13 protein-coding genes and 2 pseudogenes are annotated in these 13591 nt (G+C 68.2%); 2 read left to right on the top strand and 13 right to left on the bottom strand.

Going from position 1 to position 13591, the window contains the following annotated elements; genetic code table 11:
- Window positions 1-21 precede the first annotated feature (21 nt).
- Entirely contained in the window at window positions 22-1080 is a 1059-nt protein-coding gene (gene obgE, locus ASD59_RS11070; RefSeq protein WP_055831689.1) for a GTPase ObgE, read from the bottom strand.
- Between the two features lie 215 nt (window positions 1081-1295).
- A complete protein-coding gene (ald, locus tag ASD59_RS11065) occupies window positions 1296-2414 on the bottom strand; it encodes an alanine dehydrogenase (RefSeq protein ID WP_055831688.1) in 1119 nt (372 codons plus the stop codon).
- Window positions 2415-2559: 145 nt separating this feature from the next.
- On the opposite strand from ald, the gene ASD59_RS11060 reads away from it, so the two are divergent.
- Complete coding sequence (locus tag ASD59_RS11060) at window positions 2560-3036, top strand: Lrp/AsnC family transcriptional regulator (RefSeq protein ID WP_255356184.1); 477 nt, start codon at window positions 2560-2562, stop codon at window positions 3034-3036.
- Window positions 3037-3042: 6 nt separating this feature from the next.
- Here ASD59_RS11060 and ASD59_RS11055 read toward each other — a convergent pair whose 3' ends face one another.
- The 11 genes and pseudogenes from ASD59_RS11055 to ASD59_RS14770 all read right to left on the bottom strand — a co-directional run.
- The gene (locus ASD59_RS11055) at window positions 3043-4032 is read right to left on the bottom strand and encodes a type II secretion system F family protein (protein WP_055831687.1); all 990 of its coding nucleotides are present in this window, start codon (window positions 4030-4032) and stop codon (window positions 3043-3045) included.
- A gap of 10 nt (window positions 4033-4042) precedes the next feature.
- Window positions 4043-5020: a type II secretion system F family protein gene (locus tag ASD59_RS11050; protein WP_055831686.1), complete on the bottom strand. Its 978-nt coding sequence runs from the start codon at window positions 5018-5020 to the stop codon at window positions 4043-4045.
- A 6-nt stretch (window positions 5021-5026) separates the two neighbouring features.
- On the bottom strand, window positions 5027-6649 hold the full coding sequence (locus ASD59_RS11045; protein WP_055831685.1) for a CpaF family protein: 1623 nt from the start codon (window positions 6647-6649) through the stop codon (window positions 5027-5029).
- Between the two features lie 3 nt (window positions 6650-6652).
- Window positions 6653-8197 carry an AAA family ATPase gene (locus ASD59_RS11040; protein ID WP_055831684.1) on the bottom strand — a complete coding sequence of 515 codons (1545 nt, stop codon included), beginning with the start codon at window positions 8195-8197 and terminating at the stop codon, window positions 6653-6655.
- Window positions 8198-8201: 4 nt separating this feature from the next.
- A complete protein-coding gene (locus tag ASD59_RS11035) occupies window positions 8202-8873 on the bottom strand; it encodes a CpaD family pilus assembly protein (protein WP_082560165.1) in 672 nt (223 codons plus the stop codon).
- Between the two features lie 11 nt (window positions 8874-8884).
- Window positions 8885-10312, bottom strand: a complete 1428-nt coding sequence (locus tag ASD59_RS11030) for a type II and III secretion system protein family protein (RefSeq protein WP_055831683.1) — start codon at window positions 10310-10312, stop codon at window positions 8885-8887.
- Window positions 10309-11220, bottom strand: coding sequence for a Flp pilus assembly protein CpaB (gene cpaB, locus ASD59_RS11025; RefSeq protein WP_055831682.1), 912 nt, complete (start codon window positions 11218-11220; stop codon window positions 10309-10311). Before cpaB ends, ASD59_RS11030 begins: the two co-directional genes overlap by 4 nt.
- 102 nt (window positions 11221-11322) lie before the next feature.
- Window positions 11323-11835, bottom strand: coding sequence for an A24 family peptidase (locus ASD59_RS11020; protein WP_055831681.1), 513 nt, complete (start codon window positions 11833-11835; stop codon window positions 11323-11325).
- Window positions 11836-11985: 150 nt separating this feature from the next.
- Window positions 11986-12114, bottom strand: a pseudogene (locus tag ASD59_RS14605) (Flp family type IVb pilin); the annotation flags it as partial.
- 210 nt (window positions 12115-12324) lie between these two features.
- On the bottom strand, window positions 12325-12498 hold the full coding sequence (locus ASD59_RS14020; RefSeq protein WP_082560164.1) for a Flp family type IVb pilin: 174 nt from the start codon (window positions 12496-12498) through the stop codon (window positions 12325-12327).
- 261 nt (window positions 12499-12759) lie between these two features.
- Window positions 12760-12897 (bottom strand): annotated as a pseudogene (locus ASD59_RS14770) (Flp family type IVb pilin); the annotation flags it as partial.
- Between the two features lie 266 nt (window positions 12898-13163).
- Here ASD59_RS14770 and ASD59_RS11005 point away from each other — a divergent pair.
- On the top strand, window positions 13164-13583 hold the full coding sequence (locus ASD59_RS11005) for a pilus assembly protein N-terminal domain-containing protein (protein WP_055831678.1): 420 nt from the start codon (window positions 13164-13166) through the stop codon (window positions 13581-13583).
- Window positions 13584-13591 lie beyond the last annotated feature (8 nt).

The following is a 13591-nucleotide window of genomic DNA, read 5'->3' as shown; positions in this document are numbered from 1 at the left end:
AACACGCCCGGACGGGCGGGGCTACGGCGCCCAGCCGCCCGGCGTCTCCATGACCGTCTCATCTTCCTCGGCCGGGGCGATCTCGCCGCGGTCCTTGCGCACCTCGGTCCAGGCGGCGCGCAGCAGTTCGGTCACGCCCTCGCCCGAGACGCCGGACACCAGCATGGGCCGTCGGCCGGCGACGGCCTCCAGCTCGGCGGCCTTCTCCTCGCGCGCCTCGGGGGTCAGGGCGTCGACCTTGTTCAGGGCCAGCACCTCGGCCTTGTCGGCCAGGCCCGCGCCGTAGGCCTCCAGCTCATGCCGGATGGTGCGGTAGGCGCCGGCGACGTCGTCCTGGGTTCCGTCGATCAGGTGGATCAGGCAACCCGAGCGCTCGACATGGCCGAGGAAGCGGGTGCCCAGGCCGGCCCCTTCCGAGGCGCCCTCGATCAGGCCGGGGATGTCGGCGATGACGAACCGCTCGGTGGGCGACAGGTCGACCACCCCGAGGTTGGGCACCAGGGTGGTGAAGGGATAGTCGGCGATCTTGGGCCGCGCGGCGCTGGCGGCCGCCAGGAAGGTCGACTTGCCGGCGTTGGGCAGGCCGGCCAGGCCGACGTCGGCGATCAGTTTCAGCCGCAGCCAGATCCAGCGTTCCTGGCCTTCCTGGCCCGGGTTGGCGTAGGCGGGCGCCTGGTTGGAGGGGCCCTTGAAATGGACATTGCCCCAGCCGCCATTGCCGCCCTTGAGCAGCAGTTCGGTCTTGCCGACATGGTCCATGTCCAGCAGCACCGTCTCCTTGTCGTCGTCCAGCACCTGGGTGCCGACCGGGACCTTGAGGATGACGTCCTCGCCCTTGGCCCCGTGCATCTGGCGACCCATGCCGTGGACGCCGGTCTGGGCCTTGAAATGCTGCTGGTAGCGGAAGTCGATCAGGGTGTTCAGGCCGTCCATGGCCGTGATCCAGACGTTGCCGCCATTGCCGCCGTCGCCGCCGTCCGGCCCGCCGTTGGGGATGAATTTCTCCCGTCGGAATGACACGCAGCCCGCCCCGCCGTTGCCGGAGCGGATGTAGATCTTGGCCTGGTCGAGAAACTTCATGGCGGGCTTATGCCGCAAGAGAGCGGCGATTTACAGGCGGGGCGTGTCACGGTGCTCTCCCTCCCCCGAAGTGGGGAGGGATGTCGGCGCGGAGCGACGACAGGGTGGGGAATTGCGAAGCCGGCGCTGTCGGTGCGGGGCTGGCGTTCCCCACCCGGGCTCGGCTGCGCCTCGCCGTCCCTCCCCATGAAGGGGAGGGAGACGCGTCTTGAATCCTACCCCTTGGCCCACACCCCGAACGGATCGCTCCACGGCATGTCCAGCGCCTCGGCGACGGCCGGATAGGTGATCTCGCCCTTCAGCACGTTGAGGCCGCGCGCCAGATGCGGATTCTGCTTCAGCGCCTCCAGACCCTTGTCCGCCAGGGCCAGGCCGAACGGCAGGGTGGCGTTGTTCAGGGCTTCGGACGAAGTCCGCGGCGCGGCGCCGGGCATGTTGGCGACGCAATAGTGGACCACGCCGTCGATGACATAGGTCGGGTCCTCGTGGGTCGTGGCGTGGCTGGTCTCGAAACAGCCGCCCTGGTCGATGGCGACGTCGACCAGCACAGAGCCGGGCTTCATCTGCTTCAGGTGTTCGCGCTTGATCAGCTTGGGGGCCTCGGCCCCGGGGACCAGCACGGCGCCGATGATGACGTCGGCCTTGACCATCTCCTCCTCGATCGCGCCGATCGAGGAATAGCGGGTGATGACCCGGCCCTGGGTGACTTCGTCGATATAGGCCATGCGCGGGATCGAGCGTTCCAGCACCACGACCTCGGCGCCCAGGCCCATGGCCATGCGGGCCGCGTTCAGGCCGACGACGCCCCCGCCCAGCACCAGCACGCGCGCCGGGGCCACGCCCGGGACGCCGCAGAACAGCAGCCCCATGCCGCCGTTGTGCTTCAGCAGGGTCTCGGCGGCCGAGAAGACGGCGATCCGGCCCGCCACTTCGGACATCGGCGCCAGCAGCGGCAGGCCGCCTTGCGCGTTCGTCACGGTCTCATAGGCCACGGCGGCGCATTTCGACGCCAGCAGGCCCTTGGTCTGTTCGGGATCGGGCGCCAGGTGCAGATAGGTGAACAGGATCTGGCCCTCGCGGAGCATTTCCCACTCGACCTTCTGCGGCTCCTTCACCTTCACGATCATGTCGTTGTCGGCGAAGACGGTCCTGGCGTCGGCGACGATCTTCGCGCCCGCCTTCTTGAAGTCCGCGTCGGTGAAGCCCGCGCCGAGGCCCGCGCCCGTCTCGATCGAGACCGAGTGGCCGTGGGCGACGTATTCACGCACCGCGGTCGGCGTCAGGCCGACGCGATGTTCGTTCTTCTTGATTTCCCTGGGGACGCCGACGCGCATGACCGTTTCCTCTGCCGATGGGACGGGCGGCTCTGTGCGGCCGCTTCGTTTCGGGCGGCAATCTAGCGGCGGTCCCACCGCAGGTTCCTGTTCTTTTCGGCGGGTGAACGGCATAAAGTCGCAGACTCTGCGAGAGAGGCCCGCTTTGAAGACCGTTTCCGCCGTCGCCCTTGACGACACCGACCGGAAGATGATCCGCGCCCTGCAAGGCGACGGGCGCATGACCAACGCCGATCTGGCCCGGACGGTGAACCTGTCCGAGAGCGCCTGCCTGCGCCGCCTGCGCGCGCTGGAGGCCGCCGAGGTGATCAGCCGCTACGCCGCCATCATCAACGAACGCGCCGTGGGCCTGCCGATCAGCGTCTTCGTGACGGTGACCCTGTCGTCCCAGGCCGAGGCCTCGCTGACCGCCTTCGAGACCGCCATCGCGACCGTGCCCGAGGTGGTCGAATGCTATCTGATGACCGGCGGCTCGGACTATCTGCTGCGGCTGGTGGTGCGCGACGTCGACGATCTGGAGCGGGTCCACTCGCGCGAGCTGACGCGGATCCCGGGTGTGACCCGGGTGTCGTCGAGCGTGGCCATGCGAACGGTGGTGAAGCGCGGGGCCTTGCCGGTCTGAGCGGCGTCAGCCGCCCGCGGCGCCGGCGGCCATCGTATCCTGGATGCTGATGATCGCCGGCGTCAGGATGACGATGAACAGGACGGGCAGGAAGAACAGGATCATCGGCACGGTCAGTTTGGCCGGCAGGGCCGCGGCCTTCTTCTCCGCCGCCGAGAGACGCATCTCGCGGTTCTCCTTGGCCATGGTGCGCAGGGCCGAGCCCAGCGGCGTGCCGTAGGTCTCGGCCTGGGTCATGGCGGTGGCGACCGATTTGACGCCCGGATGGTTGGTTCGCTTGGCCAGGCCCTCATAGGCCATCCGCCGGTCCGGGAGGTAGCTGAGCTCGGCCGACAGCAGGGTCATCTCCTCGGCCAGGTCGATGGACGAGCCGCCGATCTCCTGGCTGACCTTCTGGATCGCCGCCTCGATCGACATGCCGGCCTCGACGCAGATCAGCAGCAGATCCAGCGCATCCGGGAAGGCCTGCATGATCGAGGTGCGGCGCTTGGAGATGCGGTTGGCGAGAAAGATGTTGGGCGCATAGAAGCCGATCACCGCGGCGACCATGCTGATGGTCAGCCGTGTCATCACCGGCATGCCGAAATCGTTGACCACGAACAGGTAGAGGGCCGCGATCGCGAGGAAGACGAAGGGCATGGAGAAGCGGAAGAAGTAGAAGGTGGTCAGCGGCTTGGGCCCGCGATACCCGGCCTGGGCCATCTTGTCGGCGACCTTGGGGTCTTCCAGCAGCTTGGTCAGGTTCAGCCGTTCCACGACCCGCTTCTTGAAGCCCTCGTCGGTATGCCGGAGGTTCTGCGGGCCGCTGTTCTGGGAGGCGATCGCCTGGCGCGACCGGCGCTTCAGCTCCTCGCGGCGCACCGCGACGGCCTGCATCCGGCTTTCCAGTTTGGCCCCGCCCCCGAACGAACCGAGCAGCGTCACCAGGGTGGCGAACACCAGCACCCCCACGCCGAGGCTCAGCAGATTCTGGAGGTTGGTGAAGAACGCAATCACGGGCCGGTTCCTAGAACTTGAAGGAGATCATCTTCTTCATCACGAAGATGCCGAAGCTCATCATCGCCACGGCCACGAACAGCATGAACTGGCCGCGCGGGTCGGTGAAAAGCTTGGCCATGTAGGCGGGGGTGGTGATGCTGACCAGGATCATCACCGCAGGCGGCAACGAGCCGATGATGCCGGCCGAGGCGGTCGCCTCGGATGACAGCGCCTTGATCTTCTCGCCCATCATCTTGCGGGCCCGCAGCACGACCGAAAGGTTGTTCAGGGCCTCGGCCAGGTTGCCGCCGGTCTTCTGCTGGATGGCGATGACGATGGAGAAGAATTTCAGCTCGGGCGTCGGCATGCGCTCATACATCTTGTCCAGGGCCTGGGCCAGGGTCAGGCCGACGCCGAGCCCCTCGACCAGGTTCTGAAACTCGGCCCCGAGAGGCTGCGGGCTCTCGCGCGCGATGATCTTGAAACAGTCGTGGACCGGCAGGCCCGACTTGATGCCGCGCACGATGACATCGACGGCGTCGGCGAAATGGCTCGAGAATTTCTTGCGCCGCCGCTTGCCCAGCATCCCCACCCACCAGCGCGGCAGGCCCAGGCCGACGACGAAGGCGATCCCGAGGGCGATCAGGATGTTCAGGCCGAAAACCAGCGGCAGCAGGAAGGCGAACACGCCGAGTACGCCGCTGATGATCCAGAAGGTCGAGGGCTTGGTCTTCAGCCCGGCCTGTTTCAGCTTGGCCTTCAGGCTGATGCGCGCCTTGCGCTCGGCGCGCTCCGATTCCTGGAGCTGCTGCATGATCTGCTTGCGCCGGGCCTCGGGGGTGTTGGCGGCGGCCGCCTTCTTCGAGGCTGCATTGGCCTGTTTCGGCCCCCCGAAGCCTTCAGCGCGCTTGAGCGCCGCATCGGTGGAGTCGCCGCCGCCGACAAAGGCCCAGCCGAGGCCGCCGATGGTGATGAAGGCCAGAACCGCGGCGAGGATCGGCAGCATCGCGGCCTACTCCGCCGCGTCGAGGGCTTCCGCCAGCTCGCGCTCCAGCCCGTAGTAGCGGGCGCGGTCCCAGAAGCGCGGACGGGCGATGCCGGTCGAGCGGTGGCGGCCGATGATCTTGCCGTTCTCGTCCTCGCCGGTGATCTCGTAGACGAACAGGTCCTGGGTGACGATGACGTCGCCCTCCAGCCCGACCACCTCGGTGATGTGGGTGATGCGGCGCGAGCCGTCGCGCAGGCGCGCGGCCTGGACGATGACGTCGACCGAGCCGACGATCATCTCGCGGATGGTCTTGGACGGAAGGCCGTAGCCGCCCATGGTGATCATGGACTCCATCCGGCTGATGGCCTCGCGCGGGCTGTTGGCGTGCAGCGTGCCCATGGAGCCGTCGTGGCCGGTGTTCATGGCCTGCAGCAGGTCGAACGCTTCCGGGCCGCGCACCTCGCCGACGATGATCCGCTCGGGACGCATGCGCAGGCAGTTCTTCACCAGGTCGCGCATGGTGATCATGCCCTGACCCTCGAGGTTGGGCGGGCGGGTCTCCAGACGCACCACATGCGGCTGCTGCAGCTGCAGTTCGGCGGCGTCCTCGCAGGTGATGACGCGCTCGGTCGGGTCGATGAAGGCCGTCAGGGTGTTCAGCAGGGTGGTCTTGCCCGAGCCCGTGCCGCCCGAGATGACCAGATTACAGCGCGAGGCGCCGATGACGCCGAGCACGCGGGCGCCCTCGGGACTGATGGAGGCGAACTCCACCAGATTCTTCATCGTCAGCTTGTCTTTCTTGAACTTCCGGATCGTCAGCGTCGGGCCGTCGATGGCCAGCGGCGGGGCGATGACGTTGACGCGCGAACCGTCCGGCAGGCGGGCGTCGCAGATCGGGGAGCTCTCGTCGACCCGGCGGCCGACCTGCGACACGATCCGCTGGCAGATGTTCATCAGCTGGGCGTTGTCGCGGAAACGGACGTTGGTCAGCTGGACCTTGCCGCCGACCTCGATGAAGACCCGGCCGGCGCCGTTGACCATGATGTCGGCGATGTCGTCGCGGGCCAGCAGCGGCTCCAGCGGTCCATAGCCGAGGACGTCGTTGACGATGTCCTGGACCAGGTGCTCCTGCTCGGCCACCGACATGGAGACGTTCTTGATCGCCACCAGTTCGGCGACGATGTCCCGGATCTCCTCGGAGGCGGCCTTGGTGTCGAGCTGGGCCAGCTGGGCCAGATCGATGGTGTTCATCAGGGCGTTGAAGATCGTCGTCTTGGTCGCGTGATAATAGTCCGACTGCTCGCGGACGATCTCGGCGACGGCCTGGGCCTTCTTCAGCTGTTCGTAGCCGGGCGTCGCCTTGGGGCCGGGCCCCTTCTGGGGCGCTTCGCCCACGCCCGTCGGCTTCGGACGCATGGCCAGGGCGTCCAGCCGATCAGCGGCCGGCGACGCGGGTTTGGCGGCGTAGGATTCGGCCTTGCGCGCCGCGGTCTGGGCCTGGTCGGCGGTCTGTTCGCCGCCGAAGGCGAAGGCCTCGGTCTGGATGCCCGGGACGGGCTGGGCGGTCGGCGCGGGCTGGACGGCGGGCGCGGCCGGTCGCGGCGCCGTCGCCACATTTCCGGTCTGACCTGTGCGCTTGCCGAACACCCGTTATGACTTCTTCTTGAACAGGCCGCTGAACATGGACCTGCCTTCGCCCTTGGCCTTGGGACCCGTCACCATCGGGAGTTCGCGGCGCGAGACGATCTGGGCCAGGGTCTGGAAGGCTTCGGCGGCCTTGGACTTGGCCCCCGCGTCCAGGATCATCTGGCCGTTGTTGGCGGCCGCGCCGAACGTCTTGGGATCGAACGGGATGATCAGGCTGGGATGGACGCCGAGGGCGGCGCCGAAATCCTTGGCCGGAATTTCCGGGCGGCCGGGAACGCCGACCTGGTTCAGCACCAGCCGCGGCGGGGCGTCGTTGGGGCGCCCCTGCTTGATCAGGTCGATCATGTTCTTGGCGTTGCGCAGCGAAGCCAGATCGGGGGTCGCGACGATGACGACTTCGTCGGCCGCGATCAGGGTGCGACGCATCCAGCCCGACCACAGATGCGGCAGGTCGAGGACCACGAAGGGCGCGGTCGAGCGAATCTGGGTCGTCACCTCCTCGAACGCCTCGGGCGAGATGTCCCAGTCGACGTCCAGGGTGGCCGGGGCCGCGAACAGGCTGAGCTTGTCGGTGCAGCGGACCATCATCCGGTCCAGCAGCAGCGGGTCGAGGCGGTCCGGCTGGCTGAGCGCGTCGGCCACGCCGCTGAGTGGGTCCTGGTTGAAGTCCAGGCCGGCGGTGCCGAACGGGAGATCGTAGTCGACGATGACGGTGTTGGCGCCGATCCGCTCGCTCATCGCATAGGCGGTGTTGTGAGCGACCGAGCTGGAGCCGGTGCCGCCGCGCGCGCCGACGAAGGCGATCGAGCGGCCGACGAAGGGCTGCGCCGGATCCGCGAACAGGCCGCCGATCGCGGCGATCAGCTGCAGCGGCTGCAGCGGCGCGACCAGATACTCGCTCACGCCGCGGCGCATCAGTTCGCGGAACAGCAGGATGTCGTTGGTGGCGCCGACGACGACGACCTTGGTGCCGGCGTCGCAGACCTCGGCCAGCTGGTCGACTTCCCACAGCAGGGTCTGCGGGTCCTTCATGCACTCGACCACGATCAGCGGCGGCGTGGGCTCGTGCTGATAGGCCTCGACGGCCGCGGCCACGCCGCCGATGCGGATCTGGGTGGTGGCGCGCGACAGGCGGCGGTCCTGACCGGCGCGCTCGGCGGCGGCCAGGGTGTCCTGGCGCTCGGCGAAGACATGGATGGCGATGCGCGGCACGGACACTTCGGCGGTGTGGGCCCCGCTGAGCGTCGGGGCCGAAAAGGCCGAGGCTGCGCCGGCCACCAGCTCGCCGACCGGATTGAAGCCGGCTACGGCCGGAACCGCCGCGTCGGGGTCATGCAGGGACGGGGCCGGCCCTGCGGGCGGCCCGGCGACGGCCGGCGGGGTGAACTGGAGGGGCGGCCGCTGATCCGCCGGCGGTTCGCCCGGAAGGGGGGCGGGTTCGTTGAGGCCGGGTCCCGCCGCCGCGGCCTCTGGCGTTACATAGCCCATGTCGGGATCGAACTCGTCGTCGAACTCGTCAAAGGGCTGGGGGGCGAAGGCGTTGCTCATCACGCTATTCCACGGCCCGGGCGATCTGGCCGTTCACCAGCGGCTCCTGGGGCGTCGAACTGGCCTGCCCCTTGCGGTAGTGATCGAAGACCACGGCGGCGCGGCCGGAATCGGCCGGCGTCATCGGCCGGGCCCCGAGGATGTCGCGGGGGTCGGCGATCTGGGCGGCCATGTTGGCGGTGATGGCGCAGCCCAGGCTGGCCGAGCTCTGGTTCGAGAAGCGGGGGCCCAGGTTCCGCGCCGCGCTGGCGCAGTCGGGGATCGAGGCGCGCACCGTCTCGAAACCGGCCAACACCGGGGCGCGAGGGTCAGGCGCGGCGTAGGCCGCCATCTGGATGCGCTCGCCCGGGACCCCGGCGCCCTGCAAGGCGGCGCGGACGGCGTAAGCCTGTGCGACGGCGACCGGATCCTCGCCGGCCGGCGCCTCGACCTTGATCCAGCCATGCCCCGATGCGCCGTAGCGGGCGGCGAGCTGGCCCACCGCGTCACGCTGATTGGCGGAAAGGCCCTGGTCGTGCACCGCGAGCGCGATCCGGTCCAGGCCCGGCTCCACCTGAAGCCCGTAGCGGGACAGCGGGGTCAGGGGCGCCTCGGCATCGCTGCCCATCATCGGGGCGCAGCCCGCGGCTCCCAAGCCGAGAGCGAGGACGAAAATCGCGGAAGCGGAGATACGCATGGCCGGATTCCTCATTCGATCACATAGCCCACGGGGCCGGTCCAGCCGGCGTCCGATCCGGTCGTCGTCCCGCCGGCCGGCCGGTACTGCTGGTTCAACTGGCCGAACAGCAGGGTCTGGGCGTCATTGGCGATGATCAGGCCGTCGGCCGGCGTCTGCATGCGGCCGGGCGAGGTCGGCGAGACGATGTAGGCCTCAACGATGATCACCAGTTCGGTTTCACCGGACAGGTAGTCGCGCGACCGGAACAGGGAGCCCAGCACCGGCAGGCTGCCGATGCCCGGCAGCTGGTCGATGTTCTGGCGGGTGTCCTCGCGCAGCAGGCCGGCGATCATCATCGACCCGCCGGACGGCAGTTCGATCGTGGACGAGGCGCGGCGCACGTTGAGGGCGGGAATGACCAGGGCGTCGTCGGCCGTTCCGCCGAGCGTGAAGGCTCCGGCCGTGCTCAGTTCCGAAACCTCGGTCGACAGCTGCAGCGAAATGCGCCCCTGCGACAGGACGATGGGACGGAAGGCGAGGCGCACGCCGAACGGCTTGAACTCGATGCCGATCGTCGTCTGGCCCGTGGCGGAGTCCACGCTGCGTCCGACGGGCACGGGGAACTCGCCCCCGGCCAGGAATTCGGCGTTCTCACCGTTGACGGATGTCAGGTTGGGCTCGGCCAGGATGCGCACCAGGCCGGCGCGTTCGAAGGCGCGCAACCGGGTTTCCACGCCTCCGCCACTTCCATTTCGATCGAGAAAGTTGAGCAGACCCCCACCGAGTTGGCTGCCGTTGACCGCGAAGGTCGCGTTCTGAACGAAGCCCAGACCGTCCCCGATGTCGGAGACGAACGCGTTCACGTCCAGGCCCAGCTGCTTGATCGCTGTGCGTTGCACCTCGATCACCCGGGCCTTGAGCATCACCTGGTCAGAGCCGGCGATGGTCATCATGTTGATGACCTTCTCGGGCGCCGAGACGAAGGCGCGCGCGACCTGGGCGGCGCGGTCAGCCTCGCCTGGACTGTCGACGGGGCCGGTCAGGATGATGCTGTCGTTGACCGCCTCGGCCCGGACCCGGGATCCCGGCATGATCCGGCCCAGGGTGTCCTGCAAGGCCGAAACGCCGGCATCCACGCGGATGCGCAGGGACAGGATGGTGCGACCGGCGGCGTCCAGAACCACGGCGTCGGTCTCGCCGGGCTGCAGGCCGATGATGGTGATGCGGCGCGGCGAATGCAGCATGGCCTCGGCGACCACCGGGTTCGGCACGATCACATCGCGTGCGTCCGACGGCAGATCGATCGCCATCGACGAGCCCCGCGGCAGATTGATCAGTTGCGCGCCGGCCCCCATGGGCAGGGCTGCACGGGACTGGGCCTGGGCCACGTCCGGCAGCAGCGGGACGGGAGCGACGACCGTGAGACCGGCCAGGGCGAGGGCGATCAGGCGTTTCATTGGACCACCACCACTTCGGGCGCGCCGCCGCGGAACACGCGCACGGGGGTTGATTGTCTGGCGGGTGGAGCGACCCGGCCGGACGGACCGCCAGTGTCGGCGTAGGAACGCAGGACAAGGCTGAGTTCACCCTCGGACTTGGCCAGAGCAAGGGCCTCCGTGTCGCGGGGGCCGAGTTCGAGGGTGGCCGTCGCGCCGACCACAGCCTGTTCGTCGTCACCGGCCCGCGTCGACTGGTCGATCGCGAGCACCTTGACGTTCTGCATGACGGTGGAGGACGCGAATTTCGACCGGTCGCCGGCCCCTTCGCCCGCGTTGGCGAGATTGGTCTCGCGGGTCAGCAGGACATCGACCCGGTCGCCCGGCAGGATGAAGCCGCCGGCGGCCGTCTCGACCGTCACGCGGATGGCCATGGCCCGCATGCCCGGTTCCAGGTAGGCGGCCATATAGCCGCTGTCGCCGGCGCGCACGATCTTGCGACCGACGATGGGCTCTCCCGCCAGAATGGGTTCGCGCACGACCGACCCGATATAGTCCGCCTTGGCCCCGCCGGTCGCCAGATCCGTGGCGGCGCGGGTCACCGAGGCGACAGCGCCTTCCGGCTTGTCCGCGGGCGCGGCGGGCGCCCCGGCGGCCGGCACGGGCACGCTTCCGTCGGTGATGAAGGCCGGATTGACCTCGTCGACCGGCCAGTCCTTCCAGTCCAGATCACCCTCGGTCAGGCGTTGTCCGGGCTGCAGATCCTTGGCGGCGACAAGCACCTTGGCCATGGGCCGGGTCGGAACGACGGCGGCAGTGGCGACGGCGGTGGGGATTTTCGAGGGTGATCCCATCGCGCGCACGACCAGGGCCAGGCCGATGGCGGCCACGGCGGCGACACAGATCACGATGATACGGGCGGGCTTCATCGACGGTCTCCGGCAGAACCGGGCCGGACCGTTGAGTCGGCCCTTTGGTCCCTACCGTTAACGACCATGCCGGGCCCGGGTTAACGCGGGCCTAAGTGGTTGTTACCCGGCGATGAAGGCGGCGACCAGGGGCGAGGCGGGATAGGCCATCAGGGCGCCCGCCGCGATGGCGACGCCATATGGAATGTCGCCGCGGGGCTCCATCAGCTGCACCACCCAGCCCGGCGCGCCGAGCAGATAGGGCCGTGAATGGAAGCGGGCGAACAGCAGCGCCAGGCAGAAGACGCCGCCGATGACGCCCGTCCAGAGCAGGAACATGCCGGAACCGGACAGGCCCAGCCACAGGCAGGCGGCGGCCATCAGCTTGGCGTCGCCGCCGCCGATCCAGCGCAGGGCGAACATGCCCGCGCCCACGACCAGCGTCAGGGCGGCGATGCCCAGGTTGGCGAGGACGGTGGCGGGATCCAGTCCCACGACCAGGGCGGCGGGAAAGAAGGCCAGAACCAGCAGCCCCGAGATCCAGTTCGGGATCTTCATCGAGGTCAGGTCCTTGAGGCCCGCCACGATGACGAGGGCCGGCATCACGGCGAGAAGGCACAAGGTCACGGTGTCCATGGACATCATCTGACATGGACGCGGTTAAAGCGGGGTTGCCGGAACGGGGTCTCCGGAAACAGAGAGGCCGGGACGATCGTCCCGGCCTTCCGCAGTTTCACCTGTGTGGCGACCTAGGCGCCGGCGGTGCCGCCCATGCCGGTCACGACATCGTTGGGTCGAGCCCAGGGCCGTCACGGCCGAGATGATGACGACCGCGATGAGGGCGGCGATCAGGCCGTACTCGATGGCCGTGGCGCCCGACTCGTCGGACAGGAATTGCGAAACGAATTTGGTCATAGCCGCCTCCCGGGATTGGTCCATCGCCGTCGGCGGGGCGCCGGGGGCCGATGGAACCGTGCGAGACTTGACGCGGATCGGTTAAGCATCCGCGCAGGAAACCGCTTACCGGGCCGTTCACCACAAAGGCTTTTCGTCATGGCGCCAAAGCAGAAGGGCCGGGGCGTTTCCGCCCCGGCCCTTCGCCGGTTTCAGACGTTCGTCCGGGCCTTAGGCGCCGGCGGTGCCGCCCATGCCGGTGACGACGGCGTTGAACTTGGTGGTCGAGCCCAGGGCCGTCACGGCCGAGATGATGACGACCGCGATGAGGGCGGCGATCAGGCCGTACTCGATGGCCGTGGCGCCCGACTCGTCGGACATGAACTTCGAAACAAACTTGGTCATTGGATTTCCCTTTGAATGGAGTGAAGCGAGCTACTCAAAACGGGGGGAGCCGGTAGCCCGCCTGACCCCCAAACGCAGGACTGTTTTCGCGCATGTCAGTTAAAACAGGGTGGTCGGGCGTAGTTACCGGGCGATTCACTCTGAATATTCGCCCGCCAGTTTTTCGGGATCCGGCCCTCGGACGACGAAAGGGCCGGGCGTTTCCGCCCGGCCCTTCGCCAGTCCCCGGACAGTCCGGTCGGAGCCGGTGACGACGGCGTTGAACTTGGTCTTGATGGTCGAGCCCAGGGCCGTCACGGCCGAGATGATGACGACCGCGATGAGGGCGGCGATCAGGCCGTATTCGATGGCCGTGGCGCCCGACTCATCGGACATGAATTTCGATACAAACTTGGTCATGGCTGAAATCCTTCTGCGTTTAAGCGAGCAATCGTTGACACCACCGGGGTCTTCGGCTTTGCCCGCTTGACCCCCTTGCTACATCTTCACCATGCACGCCGCCGATTAAGGACGAGTAAAACGGGACCGCCCCGGAGCGGTTTCTTTATTGACGACGCGTTTACTATAACGGACTGCATCATTGCACGATTTCAGACTTTATTGAGGTTTACAGAGCAGTGTCCGGACCACGCTTACGCGCGCGCTGTTCACTGGAAGTCGACGCCATGCTCCGTCCCGCCCGATCCGCCGCCCGACTGGGCGCCGCCCTCGCCTCCGTCGCCATCCTGGCCCTTCCCGGAGTCGGCGCCGCACAGTCGGCCCGGCTGAGCGTCGAGATCGATCAGGCCGCGCGGGTCCAGCTGCGCGGCCCGGCCGGCTCCGTGATCGTAGGCAATCCGCTGATCGCCGATGTGACGGTCGTGGATTCCAACACGCTCTATATTACCGGCAAGGGCTACGGCGTGACCGAGATCGTGGCGGTCGACAGCATCGGCCGCACCGTATTCCAGAGCGAAGTCATCGTCACGGCTGGCTCCGGCGCCGGCCGCGTTCGCGTCTGGCGCGGCGGCCAGGCCACGGAGATGGCGTGCGCCGCCTCGTGTTCACCGTCCTTGCGCGGGACCAGCGGTCCCCCGACGCCGTAAGGACCCGC

Source organism: Brevundimonas sp. Root608 (assembly GCF_001427825.1).
Classification (GTDB): domain Bacteria; phylum Pseudomonadota; class Alphaproteobacteria; order Caulobacterales; family Caulobacteraceae; genus Brevundimonas.
This window is presented reverse-complemented; position numbering and strand designations above follow the sequence as displayed.

Coding starts and splice junctions, on each gene's coding strand:
- obgE (WP_055831689.1), bottom strand. CDS start 1,080: ATGAAGTTTCTCGACCAGGCCAAGATCTACATCCGCTCCGGCAACGGC.
- ald (WP_055831688.1), bottom strand. CDS start 2,414: ATGCGCGTCGGCGTCCCCAGGGAAATCAAGAAGAACGAACATCGCGTC.
- ASD59_RS11050 (WP_055831686.1), bottom strand. CDS start 5,020: ATGCTGCCGATCCTCGCCGCGGTTCTGGCCTTCATCACCATCGGCGGC.
- ASD59_RS11040 (WP_055831684.1), bottom strand. CDS start 8,197: ATGAGCAACGCCTTCGCCCCCCAGCCCTTTGACGAGTTCGACGACGAG.
- ASD59_RS11035 (WP_082560165.1), bottom strand. CDS start 8,873: ATGCGTATCTCCGCTTCCGCGATTTTCGTCCTCGCTCTCGGCTTGGGA.
- ASD59_RS11030 (WP_055831683.1), bottom strand. CDS start 10,312: ATGAAACGCCTGATCGCCCTCGCCCTGGCCGGTCTCACGGTCGTCGCT.
- cpaB (WP_055831682.1), bottom strand. CDS start 11,220: ATGAAGCCCGCCCGTATCATCGTGATCTGTGTCGCCGCCGTGGCCGCC.
- ASD59_RS11020 (WP_055831681.1), bottom strand. CDS start 11,835: ATGGACACCGTGACCTTGTGCCTTCTCGCCGTGATGCCGGCCCTCGTC.
- ASD59_RS14020 (WP_082560164.1), bottom strand. CDS start 12,498: ATGACCAAGTTTGTTTCGAAGTTCATGTCCGACGAGTCGGGCGCCACG.
- ASD59_RS11005 (WP_055831678.1), top strand. CDS start 13,164: ATGCTCCGTCCCGCCCGATCCGCCGCCCGACTGGGCGCCGCCCTCGCC.